This is a genomic window from Zhenpiania hominis, assembly GCF_014333425.1.
Classification (GTDB): Bacteria; Bacillota; Clostridia; order Peptostreptococcales; family Anaerovoracaceae; genus Hominibacterium; species Hominibacterium hominis.
This window is the reverse complement of sequence record NZ_JACRYT010000011.1, coordinates 45,358-59,826: the sequence shown is the minus strand read 5'-3', so window position 1 is coordinate 59,826 and position 14,469 is coordinate 45,358. Positions and strand designations below refer to the sequence as shown.

Below are 14,469 nucleotides of genomic sequence, written 5' to 3'. Positions count from 1 at the left end.
TTCAATTTTTTGCTTCTTCCTTGAAGAATACGATATTTCCCTTTTTTCCTTTTTTCGCCCGGTATAGCGCTTTGTCACTTTCCGCAATCGCGGTTTCCATCTTTCCCGTAAAACGAGTCAGGCCAATACTCACCGATATCGGAATACTCTTGCCATCCCGATTTCGATATCCGGCAAGCTGCTGCTGAAAGTCCCGCAGTTGCGCTTTTATGTGTCCCGCGTCCGAGTCAAAAATGACCGCGCAGAACTCATCTCCGCCATAGCGAAAGCATTCCATCCATGGCGACCACGCTCGGCAGGCCGCGCCGATATAACGCAAAACATCATCTCCCTGCAGATGTCCGTAAATGTCATTGAATCTCTTAAAATCATCAATATCCCAGAGCGCGAAAAAACCCGGCAGTTTACACTCTCTGTAGTACTGTCCATCTTTACCGTCAAATTTACCGTCAAAAAAATCTTCCAACGCCTGCCGGTTATGAAGTCCGGTCAGCACATCGGTCCTGCTGGTCTGGCGCATTTCGTTCCATGCGTGCATACTTTCTGTAACCATTTCTCGTTTTTCATTTTCCAGTCGGATAATAAAAAGCGATAACACATACATCCCAAATAAAATTACAAAAGATAGCAGCAAATTTGCAATGGACGTATCATCCGTTACTACGTTTTTATCAATGCAGAACCGAACACTGATCACTCTTCCGATAACAGCCAAAAGAAAAATAACGGTCGTCAGAATTTTCTCGCCATAAAATACCGTAATCATAATTGCCATCGCAAAAATCAAACAGGTCGCAGAAAACACCCCATGTACGAGCGCTATAACAAACGAACTCAAAACCAGACAAATAGAGAGCGCATAACTCTTCAGCCGCACGTCTGCTTTTTTTGAATGGTATATAATATATCCGCTCACAATCAGCAGCGTGTTGCACCCCGTGGGCAACAAAAGATATTTGATAAAATATTTCTGTGTACCAATTTCTATGACTCCCTGAGATGATAAGAGAAAGAAAAAAAGGACTTCCAGAACAAACGTCACCGCTCCCGTGCAAAACAAGGTCAGCATATGAATTTCCGCCGCTTTGTTCAACGGTACATTATAAGCATTATCCTTATTCGTTTTTTTCATTTTCTTCCTCACCTTTTTTTGAGAGTTCAAAATGAATCTTTTTTTCTTTACGAAAACGATCACAGTAAATACGGATCAACAATGTATAAATCAGATCGTAGAGAAGCAGCATAATAATCCCTGCCCCAATTAACACCCATATTGGGAAGTCCGGCAGGCTGGAGCCGCCGAACAAAAGGCTTTTCAAAGCGGTAAACGCGACGGTTGTCACTGCCGCAAAAAAAACAACTTTCAGCATCACCTGGGCAACCGGATTTTTCAGTTTTTCGATGTAAAACTTGACAATTCCGTAAAGCCCGAACATGCCGATATATGGCAGCACTCCAACTTTGTTGGGCACAATCAGAAGTCCCAGCAGAGCTGCCGCAATGTAAAGCGCAATCCCGCCTTTGACCCCGCTTTCCAGAATCATCACCGCTATAAACAGAGCACTGATCGCGTAAAGCGTCAATTCCGCACCTGGAACGATCGACGCGCCGAACATAAAGATAATGGTAAGCGCCAGGCAAATTCCTCCCAGCGCTAATTGGTAAGTCTTTTTGTTTGTCAAATCCGTCACCTCAGCAATCAGGCGTGCACATATCCAGACAGCAGTAGCACTGCAGCGCCTTACAGAACGCGTCTTCCGTCGAGTTAAACCCTCTGCCGTAAGCGGTATTCTGATAGGATCTTCCGACATTCATCATCTGGTTCAGCGCCTGCTGGTATTCCGGATTGTAGGGATCCATATTGACCGCCTGCTGTATTTTATTTACCGCGTCGTCATACCAGCCCTTCCGGTACGACAACATCCCGGAAAGAAACATCCACTCAGCATTACGGTTTTGACTGCGATTGAGAATCTCTTCCGCGCCCTGCAGGTTTCCCATATCAATATTTCTTCTAACCTGGTTAAACTCCGCCGAACTGTTTGCCCTGCCGTAGCTGGAACCATTGTTTCGATAGCCGGAGTTTCCCTGGTTTTTCCCCATCAGCATATCGTACGCCTCATTTACTTCCTGCAGCTTTTCCTCCGCCAAATCGGAAAGCGGATTGTTCTGGTATTTATCCGGATGATATTTTTTCACCAGTTCCTTGTACGCTGCCTTAATCTCTTCCTCGGAAGCCCCCTGTCTGACTCCTAACACTTCATATGGATCCATTATTCCTCCTTCTGGGTTATATACTCTGTTTTTCTTAATAACCCCTTGTACACCACGTTTTCAATTATACCTCTGTTTTTTTTAATCGCGAGCAGATCCACCGCCTTTCCTATCTCTCCCAGATAGTGAAACAGATTGAACCTGCAAGTTTTCATAATTCTGGACTTAAATCCCTCTTCTTCCGCCTCATAATGGAACCGGAAGAGCAACGGATTATATGCGCCGCTCTCTATATTTTCATCAATATCATCAATCGCGTCGATCAGATAAATCCACTTTCCCAGATGATATCCGATTCGGCGCAGCACCTGCTGTTCTTTAAATCCTTCGGGCAAAGGCCCCTCTTCAAAAATCGCTTCCATAATTTTCGCGAAAGCCTCCGCCGTCTCATCCAGACTGTCACATTTTTGTTCCTCCAGACGTCTCAATGCTTTTAAATTTTCATCTACCTTTTCACAAAGCTCCGGTCTCGCGCGCTGCAGTTTGCGAAAAACTCTCCTGAATGCCTTTAGGGCTGCCTTCGCGCGCAGGCGTCCCTCATCATGGGCGTCGTCCATCAGTTTATACCAAGCAAGAATCAACATCACATCCGCCGCATAATCAATTGCGTTGTTGCTTACAATCGTCTTTTTTTTCGCGGGGTGGGCGATACAGTGTTCTCTCGTCGGCTCGTCAGCCTCCCCGGAAAGCCCTCCAAGAAGCAGTGCCAGAAAAGCAGCGTCATAACTCAGAACTATTCTCGGGATCTGCCCATAGCGCCTGGCAATGGATTTGCACACGCCGCAGTAATATCCGCTGTAGACTTCAAATTCCCGCATTTTCAGCTCCGGTTTATCTGCTGTTACATATCCCAACATGCTCATGCCGCCCCTTTCTGTCCCTTAGAGTACCATAACAGCCGCTGGAATTCAAATAAATACGAAAAATTATCATAAAAACTTCATTATTTTTGCCGCTTCCGGGCAGGAATGGAATTTTGGGCAACGCGCGAACAAAACACTGGATTTTATTTGCTATTTGCGCTGCCCGCGAACAAAGCGTGGGAACCCCTTTACAAATTGCGTTTTTTTCGATTTTTTCATGAAAATCATCTTTTATAGCTGGGCTTCGGACTATTTCTATGGTAAAATATATATTATTTTACATTTATTTGAATTTATCCGCACTTTTTATGCTCTCTAACATCTTATGTTTGCATGTTTGGTATTTGCAAAGGAGGTTTTTATGGACAAAAAACATTTTGATTCTTTTCAGCAGGCGATTTCCCTTGAGCAGTTAAACCAGCGGACTTTTCTCGAGGAAAGCCGCGCTGTTCTGGCATCCGCGCCGCCAGGCCGGCTTTTCATCCGGGAGCGGAGCAATTCACAAACGCCCTATCAAATTGTAAAAGAAAAAACACCCAGCGGATGGTCCAACTGCAGCCGCAACTTGAAACGGGATCCCGATACGCTCCTCGCCCTTGCCGAGAAAAAGCTGGCGGAGGAAATGATAAAGATCTGCCGCCACAACCTCCCCATTCTGGAAAAGACCGCCAACACTTACCAAGCGCTGGACTGCGATTCCCTCATTTCCTCTTTGCCGAAGAAATATGGAGATGTGCTTGCTCTCAGAAAAAAGCAGCAAATTGCCAGACACCAGTCCGCCTTTTACCACAAAGCTCCTTTTGATCCGGAAAAACATATCCATGAAACGCTGGCAGGTATTCTGGTGCGCTCCAAATCCGAAGTGATTATCGCCAACGCGCTGTACAGCTATGGGATTCCTTTTCATTATGAGGAGCAATTCCCCTACCCGGACGAAAACGGTTCTTTTTATTATCCGGATTTTACCATTCCTCTGGCGGATGGCTGCCGTCTCATCTGGGAACATCTCGGCATGCTGAACGATTTGTCCTATTGCACCCACAACGCGCGAAAACTGCACACCTATCAGAAGCACGACTTTTTAATTGGGAAAAATCTGATTCTGACCCAGGATGACAGCCGGGGTAACTGTAGCAGCGTTTTCATTTACCAGGTGATTGAGAAGAATATTGTGCCATACTTTAAATAAACCGTACAAAGCTGGGGGGCGGAAAGCCTGCCGTAACTGCTACCGCTTCCCCCCCTCCCGCGCCCGGCGCGAACATTTCCCCGCCGGGTACTCCCCCAACTGCGCCAGTCCAATTTCCCCTTACCCCTTGCGCGAACATTTCCTCCCGCACATCAATTCTATTGCGTATTCTTTGAAAATTCTCCCTTCAATCCGCTTTAATCCCCTGTAAAATCTGTTTTTGCCGCACCATTTTCCGATATTTAAAGGAAAAGTTCGCGCTAGACGCGAACAACTGCTTTTCCTGTTGCAAATGTTCGCGGGGACCGCAGCAACTTGTGCTTTCGAATTCAAATGTTCGCGGGTCCCGCCTTTTTTTCCCTTTCTCCCCCAAATGTTCGCGGAGCCCGCCACTGGCTGCCGTTTCGCACTTCCATGTTCGCGGTTCGCGCCGGAGCCAGTCCAGTCCTATCCTAACCGACTATCCTGCCGCGCCAGAGCCTCCTTCCCCCTCCCATTGGCCCAGCCCGTCGGCAGCCTGATTCCTGGAAAAACCTCCTTGATCTATCTTCCGCATACTGGTATACTTGTATACAATAGACGTGTTTATTTTAAGGAGGTCAAATAGAATGGGAAAAACACTTGCATATAAGATTCTGGAAAACCACCTGGTGGAGGGCAATCTGACGCCGGGGGAGGAAATCACGATTAAAATCGATCAGACGCTGACGCAGGATTCCACCGGCACGATGGTTTACCTGCAGCTGGAAGCCATGGACATCGACAAGGTTCAGACAGAACTTTCCGTCGCTTACATCGACCACAACACCCTGCAGACGGGATTTGAAAACGCCGATGACCATGCTTTCATCAAGAGTGTGGCTCAGAGACACGGCGTACTGTTTTCCAAGCCGGGCAACGGAATCTGCCACCAGCTGCATCTGGAAAACTACGGAAAACCGGGAAAAACCCTGCTGGGTTCTGACAGCCACACTCCGACCGGCGGCGGGCTGGGCATGATCGCCATCGGCGCGGGCGGACTGGACGTGGCGGTTGCCATGGCCAAAGGCACCTACAGCCTGGTAGCTCCAAAAGTAATTAAGGTAGAATTAAAAGGAAAATTAAACCCGTGGACTTCCGCCAAGGACGTAATCCTCTACGTTCTACAGCAGCTGAGCGTAAAGGGCGGAGTCGGCAAAATCGTGGAATACACCGGCGAAGGCGTAAAATCCCTTTCTGTTACCGACCGGGCGACCATCACCAACATGGGCGCGGAGCTGGGGGCGACCACTTCCGTGTTCCCAAGTGATGAAAACACAAAGGCTTACTTAAAATCCCAGGGCAGAGAAGAAGATTACACGCCCCTGGCAGCCGATCCGGACGCGGTTTACGACCAGGAGCTGATCGTGGATCTGGACAAGCTGACGCCGCTGGCAGCGCAGCCCCACAGCCCGGACAATGTAGATACGGTTGCCAACATCGGCGAAATCAAGGTGGATCAGGTGGCCATCGGAAGCTGCACCAACTCCTCCTACACCGACCTGATGAAGGTTGCCGCGATCCTCAAAGGGAAAAAAGTGCATCCGGATGTAAGCCTGGTTATTTCTCCGGGTTCCAGCAAAATCCTCACCAAGATGGCGGAAAACGGAGCGCTGGCGGACATCATCGCTGCCGGCGCGAGAATCATCGAAAACGCCTGCGGTCCGTGCATCGGCATGGGACAGTCCCCGAAATCCGGCGCGGTTTCCCTGAGAACCTTCAATCGGAACTTCAAAGGAAGAAGCGGCACCCTGGACGCGGATGTTTACCTTGTCAGCCCGGAAACTGCCGCTATTTCCGCGATCACCGGCGTTCTGACCGATGGAAGCAAAACCGGACAGCCGCTGCCTGAAATCGCGGACACGGATTTTGAATTCAACGATAACTTCATCGTTTATCCGGAAGGAACCAACACGGAAAACACGCCGGTAGCCATGGGACCGAACATCAAGCCGTTCCCGAGAAACACCGCTCTGCCGGAAAAAGTGGAAGCCACGGTAACTCTCCACGCGGGAGACAACATTACAACCGACGATATCATGCCCTCCGACTCCAGACTGCTGCCTTACCGCTCCAACATTCCGCACCTTGCCAATTACTGTTTTGAAAAGATCGACAAGGACTTTGCCGGAAGATGCAAGGAAGTGGGAAGCTGCGCCATCATTGGAGGCGACAACTATGGACAGGGATCCAGCCGGGAACACGCCGCTTTGGCTCCGCTGTATCTGGGCGTAAAATTCGTGGTAGCCAAATCCTTTGCCAGAATCCACAGATCCAACCTGATCAACAGCGGAATCATGCCTCTGGTATTTGAAAACCCTGCGGATTACGACGACTTCAAACTGGGAGACAAGCTGGTCATCGAAAACGCTCAGGAGCAGGTAAAATCCGGCGTCATTGAAATCAAAAATGAAACAAACGGCAAAACTTATCGGACAGCCACCAACTTCTCGGATCTGGAGATCGCGCTGATCTTAAAAGGCGGAAAAATCAACTATATGAAAGGTTAATCGGTAATCAACTATGAGCTATATGGAAGCATTTGAAACAATCGTAAAGGATCAGCTCGCGCGTGTAAAGCGCCTCGCGGAAACCTCCGAGCTGACCGACTACAGCAAACTGGATAAAATCATCATCGGAACCATTGACGGCGACGGCATCGGCCCCATCATTATGGATTCCTGCCGCAAAATCCTGGAAAAGCTGCTGGCGGACGAGCTGGCAGCGGGAAAAATCGAAATCCGGGAAATCCCCGGCCTGACACTGGAGAACCGCATCGCTAAGATGGAAACGGTTCCCGCGGATGTGCTGGCGGCAATCAAAGAATGCCATGTCCTCCTCAAGGGACCGACCACCACGCCGGGAAAAGGGGACAATTTGCCGAACATTGAAAGCGCCAACGTGACACTGAGAAGAGAGCTGGATCTCTTCGCCAACGTGCGTCCGGTGGTCATTCCGGAAAAGAACATCGACTGGATCTTCTACCGGGAAAACACTGAGGGTGAATACGCTCTGGGAAGCCGGGGCGTGGACATTAACGACGACATTTCCATCGACTTTAAAGTCACCACAACCCTGGGAACCACCCGCCTTGCTCGCGCGGCTTTTGAATACGCCAAAGCAAACGGAAACAAGAACGTTTCCATCGTAACCAAGGCGAACATTATGAAAAAGACAGACGGAAAATTCCTCAGCCTCTGCTACGACGTGGCCAGGGATTATCCGGAAATCAAGACCGACGACTGGTATGTGGACATTATGGCGGCGAACCTGGTAAACGATCAGATCAACAGCAATTTCAACGTTGTGATCCTGCCCAACCTGTACGGCGATATTATCACTGACGAGGCGGCCCAGATTCAGGGCGGCGTCGGAACCGCGGGAAGCGCCAACGTGGGCGGCCGCTACGCTATGTTTGAAGCTATTCACGGTTCCGCTCCCCGCATGATCGCCGACGGCATCGGGGAATACGCCAACCCGTCCAGCATCTCCCGCGCCGCGGTTATGATGCTGCGCCACATCGGATACAGCGAAAAAGCCGCTCAGCTGGAAGATGCTCTGGACAAAGCGCAAAAGGCTCTGGATCTCCCCGGCGACGGAACGGGCAATACCGCTTCGGACTTTACGGATTTTGTAACGGAGAATCTCTAAAAGGAGCAGGCTATGGTACTTTATAAGCATTCGGACGAACCGAAAGGGAACGCTCCCATCTCCAGCAGTCTCTTTTCGCAGCTACAGAAAGACATTCTGACCGGGAAATTGAAACCCGGTCAGAAGCTGACGGAGCAGGCGATCTGCAAGGAATACAAGGTGAGCCGGACTCCGGTGCGGGAAGCTCTGCGTCAGCTGGAAATGGACGGGCTCGTGGAAAATATCTTAAACCGCGGCTCGTTTGTCATCGGCCTGTCCCAACAGGACTTTGTCGATATGTTCCAGCTGCGCAAAATCTATGAGATCCAGGCAGTCAAATGGGCCATCGAACGGATTACGGACGACGAAATGGACGCTCTGGAGGAAACCTTTGAATTCATGGAATTTTACACGCTGCGCAATGATGTGGACAAAATGCTCACCATCAACGCGGGATTTCACCAGATCATCTATGAAGCATCCCACAACCGGATGCTGCGGCAGCTGCTTTCCTCTTATCAGACCTATTTCAAATACCGGTCGGAAGAAGATATCTACGCGAACAATTACCTGACGGAAGTTCTGGAAGAGCACCGGCTGATCTTCAAAGCCTTTACGGAAAAGGACGTGGAAGCGGGGGCGGAAGCCATGGAGCGCCACATCGACAACTCCAAAAAAAGACGGTGTAAACAGATCGATAATATGATAAAATAAACTCGAAACGTTATTGTATTGTGTATCACTGAAAGAAAGGTGCAGATTCTTATGACGATTTTTGGAATCACCCTGAGCGCGGCTGTTGTATGGCTCATTGCCGCCGCGGTTTTGGCGGTTATCGAGGCCGCGACCCTCGGTCTGACGACCATCTGGTTCGCGGGAGGCGCGGTTGTCGCCGCCATCAGCGCCATGGCGGGCGCTCCTATCTGGCTCCAGGGACTCCTGTTCCTCGTCGTTTCCATCCTGCTCCTCTATTTTACCCGGCCTATTGTGAAAAAAAAGCTGAAAGTCGGCGGAGAAAAGACAAATGTCAACGCTCTGATTGGTAAAGAAGGACTCGTGCTTGAGACCATCCGGCCTTTCAGCGCCGGTCAGGTAAAGCTGGACGGACTGGAATGGTCCGCGGCGGCGGCAGACCCGCATATGACGATTGAAAGGGGCACTGCCGTAAAGGTGGAACACATTGAAGGGGTAAAACTGATTGTCACTCCCTGCGCGTAAGCTCCGGGAGAGGCCAGAGAAAAGGAGAGAACTATGAGTTTTATGTCAATACTTGCTCCGATCATCCTGATTATCATCATTATCTGGCTGATCGTAACCAACATCCGCATCGTTCCGCAGGCGAACGCTTACGTTGTGGAACGGCTCGGCGCCTACCACTCGACCTGGCAGGTGGGGCTTCATTTTAAAATACCACTCATCGACAAGGTGGCGAAGAAAGTTTCCTTAAAGGAGCATGTCATCGACTTCCCGCCGCAGCCGGTTATCACCAAAGATAATGTAACCATTGAAATCGACACGGTTGTCTATTTTCAGATCACCGATCCCAAACTCTACGCCTATGGCGTGGAAAATCCCATGGCGGCCATTGAAAACCTGACAGCCACCACCCTGCGAAACATCATCGGCGAGCTGGAGCTGGACGGTACCCTTACCAGCCGGGAACACATCAATTCCAAGATCCGCCTGGTACTGGACGAAGCCACCGACGCCTGGGGAATCAAAATCAACCGGGTAGAAGTAAAAAATATCAATCCGCCGGAAGATATCCAGATGGCCATGGAAAAGCAGATGCGCGCCGAACGAGAGCGGCGTGAAGCCATTCTGCGAGCGGAAGGAGAAAAGAAATCCGCGATTCTGATCGCGGAAGGAAATAAAGAGGCGGTCATTCTGGAAGCGGAAGCCGCCAAACAGTCCGCCATCAAGGAAGCCGAAGGTCAGGCGGAAGCCATCCGCATGGTGCAGCAGGCGGAAGCGGACGGGCTGCGCATGCTGACCGCGGCCAACCCGTCCCAGGAGATCCTCACCATCAAAAGTCTGGAAGCGTTCCAGGCCGCCGCGGACGGAAAAGCCACGAAGCTGATTATTCCATCGGAAATTCAGGGCATCGCGGGTCTTGCCAGCGCCCTTACGGAGATCGTCAAAGATCCCCAGACACCTGCCGTGCCGAAAATGCCTGCCCAGGCGCCATCGGCACCCCGCCGTGAAGCGCCGCCGCAGGGTCCTGCCAAATAACTTCAAAAGGAAAAGCTGTCTTCAGCAAGGCCTTTATCGTCGCTGCGCCTGAGGACAGCTTTCTTTTATGTGATCGGTTCGGGCAGTTCGCCTGCTCCGATTGCCTGGATACAGAAAGGGGAAATTCTGATATGAGAAAAACTCCGTACGAGAAAGAATGGGACGCGCTGATGCGCAAAGAAACCCGCTATCTGAAAAACAACTCTGAAAAGCAGGAATTTATCCTGAACCGCAAGCTGGAGGAGCGTGTCCCTGATAAGCTGCAGGAAAAGCTGGATCTTGCCTTTTATAAAGGGTTTCAGATTGTGTTTGAAAAGGGGACGGCGGTAATCGAAAAAACCTATTCTAAAGAGAAGAAAGATCATGCTCATAAAGTGGACGCTTATGCCCTGGAGCTTTCCGCAACCCGTAAAAATCTGCGGGCCTTTTCCCGCCGCAGCCGCCTTTCCAACGCGCGCAACCTGGCCATTTCTCTCGGCGAAGGCGTTGCCACCGGAATTCCGGGCATCGGGCTTCCCGATATTCCTCTTTTCATCGGCATGATCCTGAAAAGCATTTACGAAATCGCCCTCAGCTACGGCTTTTCCTATGATACCGACGGCGAGCGGCGTTTCATTCTCTCCCTTATCCGGACTTCGCTTTTAAAAGGCAGGGAGCTGGAATCGGAAAACGCTGCCATCGATCGCCTCATTAAAGACGGAGTTCCCTCGGAGTGCGGCTCGGAGGAGCTTTCCCGCGCCATCCGCTCGGCTTCCGATACGCTGTCGCAGGAGCTGCTCTACCTGAAGTTCCTTCAGGGAATTCCCATCGCCGGAATCATTGGCGGACTTTCGGACGCCGTGTATTTAAAGAAGATCACCGCCTACGCGTCTTTGAAATATTATCGGCGGTTTCTGACGATGCAGAGGGATCCCGAAACAGCCTCTTCCGCCCAGCAGCCATGAGCGGAAACCGTTCCGCAGTCCGAAAAGAGGAATGAATATGCGCGGCTGATTAAAGCTCATGCCTCTTTTCAAGAAAAACGTGTACATTTCCCGCTGAATCATAGGAAGTGTACACGTTTTATTTTATGCAAATCCGGAATTCCGGAAAACGTAGAAATGGTTATTAATTATTTTGCATTTATATTCCCGTTTCGACAAATTTCCACATATTTCGCCTGTGTCTGGCAGAAAACGTTTACGAAAGTGTCCCATGTCATGTGTGCAGAAAGCTATCAGCTCCTGTTCTGTACACATTTTGAGCGGATTTGTTCTCCCCCCCTATCTTGCCATTCCGTAAATATCGTTCTAACGATATTTCCTACATTATAAAAAACGAGCCGCACACCAGAATCAATCTCAGGTGCGCGGCCCACTGAAAATTTTTTATTTCACTTCAAACTTAAGTTCTGTGCCATCCGACGTTACTTCTACGCTGTCGCCGTCTTTAATATTGCCGCGGATGATTTCACCGGCCAGTTCGGTTTCCACATGCTTCTGCAGATACCGTTTTACCGGTCTCGCGCCGTAAGCCGGCGTGTAGGCTTCTTTGGCAATAAAGTCTTTGGCGCTGGCGGTGAGGGTGATGCGGATGTTTCTGTCTGCCAGTCTCCGTTCAATATCTCCCATGGACAGTTCGATGATTCTGCCAATCTGATCTTCCGTCAGCGGCGAGAATACCACGATGTCGTCAATTCGGTTGAGGAACTCCGGACGGAAGTATTTCTTAGTCTCGTTTTCCACTTCCAGTTTCACCGCTTCATCGACTGTGCCGTCTGACCGGATACCGTCGATCAGATACTGGCTTCCGATATTGGAGGTCATAATGACGATGGTATTCTTAAAGTCTACCGTCCGCCCCTGATTATCCGTCAGCCGCCCGTCGTCCAAAAGCTGCAGAAGGATGTTGAACACATCCGGGTGGGCTTTTTCAATTTCATCGAACAGAATTACGCTATAGGGTTTACGCCTTACCGCCTCTGTCAGCTGTCCGCCTTCATCATAGCCTACATATCCCGGAGGCGCTCCCACCAGTCTGGATACGGAGTGTTTCTCCATATATTCGGACATGTCGATCCGCACCATATTCCGTTCGGAATCGAACATGGCTTCGGAAAGGGCTTTTGCCAGTTCCGTTTTGCCGACACCGGTGGGACCCAGGAAGATAAAAGAACCAATCGGACGGTTTTCGGCTTTCAATCCGGCTCGTGCCCGCAGAACCGCTTCGGCCACCGCGTCAACCGCCTCATCCTGACCGATTACCCGTTTGTGCAGGATTTCCGGCAGCCGCAGCAATTTTTCACGTTCCGATTCCACCAGTCTGCTTACCGGAATACCGGTCCAGCCGGCGACCACTTCGGCGATTTCCTCTTCGCCGACTTCCTCTTTCAGCAGGCGGTTTTCCTTGCCTTCATCGGCCTGTTCTTTTTCAGATTCCAGCTTTTTCTCCAGTTCCGGCAGAGTGCCGTATTTGAGCTGGGCCAGCTTTTCAAGGTCGTAATTACGCTCCGCTTCTTCAATCTGCAGTTTGACCTCTTCAATCTGCTGCTTGGTGCCTTTGGCTTCTGTAATGGCTTTCTTTTCATTTTCCCACTGCGCCCGCATGGTCGCGCTTTCTTCCTTAAGCTGGGAAAGTTCCTTATCCAGATGCTCCATTCTCGCTTTGGAAGCGGCGTCCGTTTCCTTGCCGAGAGCCTGCTTTTCAATTTCCAGCTGCATGATCTTTCTGGAGATCTCATCCAGTTCCGCCGGCATACTGTCGATTTCCGTACGGATTTTGGAAGCCGCCTCGTCCATCAGGTCGATGGCCTTGTCCGGCAGGAACCGGTCGGTAATGTACCGATCCGACAAAGTAGCGCAGGCGATCAGGGCGTTATCCGTAATCCGCACGCCGTGATGAATTTCAAACCGTTCCTTGAGGCCTCTCAAAATGGAAATGGTATCCTCTACCGACGGCTGATCCACCATGACTTTCTGGAACCGCCGTTCCAGCGCCGCGTCTTTTTCAATGTACTTGCGGTATTCGTCCAAAGTTGTGGCGCCGATACAGTGCAGTTCGCCTCTCGCCAGTTTTGGCTTCAGCAGGTTGCCCGCGTCCATGGCGCCTTCCGATTTTCCGGCGCCTACAATATTATGGATTTCATCGATGAACAGGATAATCCTGCCCTCGGATTTTTCAATTTCATTTAATACGGCTTTCAGACGTTCCTCAAATTCGCCGCGGAATTTCGCCCCCGCAATCAGAGCCCCCATGTCCAGAGCGAAAATGGTCTTGTCCTTCAGACCTTCCGGTACATCGCCGTTAAGAATACGCTGAGCCAGCCCTTCTACAACCGCGGTCTTGCCGACCCCCGGTTCCCCGATGAGAACCGGATTGTTCTTTGTCCTTCTGGACAGAATCTGAATGGTGTGACGGATTTCGCTGTCACGACCGATAACCGGATCCAGCTTGCCGTCTCTTGCCATTTCCACCAGATCGCGCCCGTATTTGTTCAGCGCGTCGTAGTTTTCTTCCGGGTTCTGGCTGGTTACCCGCTGGTTTCCCCTGACTTTTTCCAACGCTTCCAGGAATTTATTTTTCGTAATTCCGTACTTCTTGAAAATCTTAGAAGATGGTGTCCCCTTTTCTTCCAACAACGCCAGATACATGTGCTCCACACTGACGTATTCGTCTTTAAAATCCGCCGCGATTTTCTCCGCTTTCATCAAAAGCTGGGAAAGCCGCCGGGACGAATACATATTGTCCGCGCCGCCGGTTACTTTGGGAAGCTTTTCCATCTCCTGCTGCAAATCGCCGATGACCGCGCCAACGTTGACTTCCATAAATTTAAGAAGCTTGGGGATCAATCCGTCCTGCTGCATGACAAGAGCAAGATGTAAATGCTCGCCGTCTAACTGCTGATGTCCCTCCTCAATAGCGATATTCTGGCAATCCATGATTGCCCCCTGCGCATTTTGTGTGTATTTATCTAAATTCATTAATCTTCACCTCCGAGCCTGTTAATGTGCATAATTAACAAGGAAATTTTTTCTTACATATCTATTGTAACTCGGTGTAAACAAAAAGTAAAGAACTTTTTTAGCACTCACTTCAAAAGAGTGCTAATAATTTCAGAAACTTTTATTTTAGGTGAAGATTTCACCCCTAACTGCTGTTTCGTCTCCTTCTATTGCTTGCCCAGATTTCATAAGACCCCCATACAAAATAAAACATTCCGGCAAGAAAATATCATACTAAGAGAATATAATGGCTACAGTGAAGGGGAATTAGTATTGGGAAGAC

12 protein-coding genes are annotated in these 14,469 nt (G+C 49.9%); 7 read left to right on the top strand and 5 right to left on the bottom strand.

Annotation, left to right across the window (positions count from 1 at the left end; genetic code table 11):
* Position 1: 1 nt before the first annotated feature.
* From H9L42_RS10620 to H9L42_RS10605, 4 genes are read right to left on the bottom strand one after another with little or no spacing between them, the layout of a single operon-like run.
* The gene (locus tag H9L42_RS10620; RefSeq protein ID WP_187303387.1) at positions 2-1,132 is read right to left on the bottom strand and encodes a GGDEF domain-containing protein; all 1,131 of its coding nucleotides are present in this window, start codon (positions 1,130-1,132) and stop codon (positions 2-4) included.
* On the bottom strand, positions 1,116-1,682 hold the full coding sequence (locus tag H9L42_RS10615; protein ID WP_187303386.1) for a hypothetical protein: 567 nt from the start codon (positions 1,680-1,682) through the stop codon (positions 1,116-1,118). The genes H9L42_RS10620 and H9L42_RS10615 overlap by 17 nt, the downstream gene beginning before the upstream one ends.
* 10 nt (positions 1,683-1,692) lie before the next feature.
* On the bottom strand, positions 1,693-2,274 hold the full coding sequence (locus H9L42_RS17180) for a J domain-containing protein (RefSeq protein ID WP_187303385.1): 582 nt from the start codon (positions 2,272-2,274) through the stop codon (positions 1,693-1,695).
* On the bottom strand, positions 2,274-3,137 hold the full coding sequence (locus H9L42_RS10605; RefSeq protein WP_187303384.1) for a DUF5685 family protein: 864 nt from the start codon (positions 3,135-3,137) through the stop codon (positions 2,274-2,276). The genes H9L42_RS17180 and H9L42_RS10605 overlap by 1 nt, the downstream gene beginning before the upstream one ends.
* 361 nt (positions 3,138-3,498) lie before the next feature.
* Here H9L42_RS10605 and H9L42_RS10600 point away from each other — a divergent pair, with 361 nt between their 5' ends.
* The 7 genes from H9L42_RS10600 (at position 3,499) to H9L42_RS10570 (ending at position 11,150) form a co-directional block, all read left to right on the top strand.
* A complete protein-coding gene (locus tag H9L42_RS10600; protein ID WP_187303383.1) occupies positions 3,499-4,326 on the top strand; it encodes a PDDEXK family nuclease in 828 nt (275 codons plus the stop codon).
* Positions 4,327-4,934: 608 nt separating this feature from the next.
* A complete protein-coding gene (locus H9L42_RS10595; RefSeq protein WP_187303382.1) occupies positions 4,935-6,854 on the top strand; it encodes an aconitate hydratase in 1,920 nt (639 codons plus the stop codon).
* A 13-nt stretch (positions 6,855-6,867) separates the two neighbouring features.
* Complete coding sequence (locus tag H9L42_RS10590; RefSeq protein ID WP_187303381.1) at positions 6,868-7,995, top strand: isocitrate/isopropylmalate family dehydrogenase; 1,128 nt, start codon at positions 6,868-6,870, stop codon at positions 7,993-7,995.
* A gap of 12 nt (positions 7,996-8,007) precedes the next feature.
* On the top strand, positions 8,008-8,688 hold the full coding sequence (locus H9L42_RS10585; protein WP_187303380.1) for a GntR family transcriptional regulator: 681 nt from the start codon (positions 8,008-8,010) through the stop codon (positions 8,686-8,688).
* Positions 8,689-8,739: 51 nt separating this feature from the next.
* On the top strand, positions 8,740-9,192 hold the full coding sequence (locus H9L42_RS10580) for an NfeD family protein (protein WP_187303379.1): 453 nt from the start codon (positions 8,740-8,742) through the stop codon (positions 9,190-9,192).
* 33 nt (positions 9,193-9,225) lie between these two features.
* Positions 9,226-10,206 (top strand): SPFH domain-containing protein, encoded by a 981-nt coding sequence (locus H9L42_RS10575; protein WP_187303378.1) that lies wholly within the window; start codon positions 9,226-9,228, stop codon positions 10,204-10,206.
* Between the two features lie 131 nt (positions 10,207-10,337).
* A complete protein-coding gene (locus tag H9L42_RS10570; protein WP_187303377.1) occupies positions 10,338-11,150 on the top strand; it encodes an EcsC family protein in 813 nt (270 codons plus the stop codon).
* A 423-nt stretch (positions 11,151-11,573) separates the two neighbouring features.
* Here the strand turns inward: H9L42_RS10570 and clpB are convergent, their stop codons facing one another.
* Positions 11,574-14,165 carry an ATP-dependent chaperone ClpB gene (clpB, locus tag H9L42_RS10565; protein WP_187303376.1) on the bottom strand — a complete coding sequence of 864 codons (2,592 nt, stop codon included), beginning with the start codon at positions 14,163-14,165 and terminating at the stop codon, positions 11,574-11,576.
* Positions 14,166-14,469: the final 304 nt, after the last annotated feature.

Excerpts from the sequence above, each read along its gene's own strand:
- H9L42_RS10605 (WP_187303384.1), bottom strand. The coding sequence starts at position 3,137 with ATGAGCATGTTGGGATATGTAACAGCAGATAAACCGGAGCTGAAAATG.
- H9L42_RS17180 (WP_187303385.1), bottom strand. The coding sequence starts at position 2,274 with ATGGATCCATATGAAGTGTTAGGAGTCAGACAGGGGGCTTCCGAGGAA.
- H9L42_RS10590 (WP_187303381.1), top strand. The coding sequence starts at position 6,868 with ATGAGCTATATGGAAGCATTTGAAACAATCGTAAAGGATCAGCTCGCG.
- H9L42_RS10570 (WP_187303377.1), top strand. The coding sequence starts at position 10,338 with ATGAGAAAAACTCCGTACGAGAAAGAATGGGACGCGCTGATGCGCAAA.
- H9L42_RS10600 (WP_187303383.1), top strand. The coding sequence starts at position 3,499 with ATGGACAAAAAACATTTTGATTCTTTTCAGCAGGCGATTTCCCTTGAG.
- H9L42_RS10620 (WP_187303387.1), bottom strand. The coding sequence starts at position 1,132 with ATGAAAAAAACGAATAAGGATAATGCTTATAATGTACCGTTGAACAAA.
- H9L42_RS10580 (WP_187303379.1), top strand. The coding sequence starts at position 8,740 with ATGACGATTTTTGGAATCACCCTGAGCGCGGCTGTTGTATGGCTCATT.
- H9L42_RS10575 (WP_187303378.1), top strand. The coding sequence starts at position 9,226 with ATGAGTTTTATGTCAATACTTGCTCCGATCATCCTGATTATCATCATT.
- H9L42_RS10595 (WP_187303382.1), top strand. The coding sequence starts at position 4,935 with ATGGGAAAAACACTTGCATATAAGATTCTGGAAAACCACCTGGTGGAG.
- H9L42_RS10585 (WP_187303380.1), top strand. The coding sequence starts at position 8,008 with ATGGTACTTTATAAGCATTCGGACGAACCGAAAGGGAACGCTCCCATC.
- clpB (WP_187303376.1), bottom strand. The coding sequence starts at position 14,165 with ATGAATTTAGATAAATACACACAAAATGCGCAGGGGGCAATCATGGAT.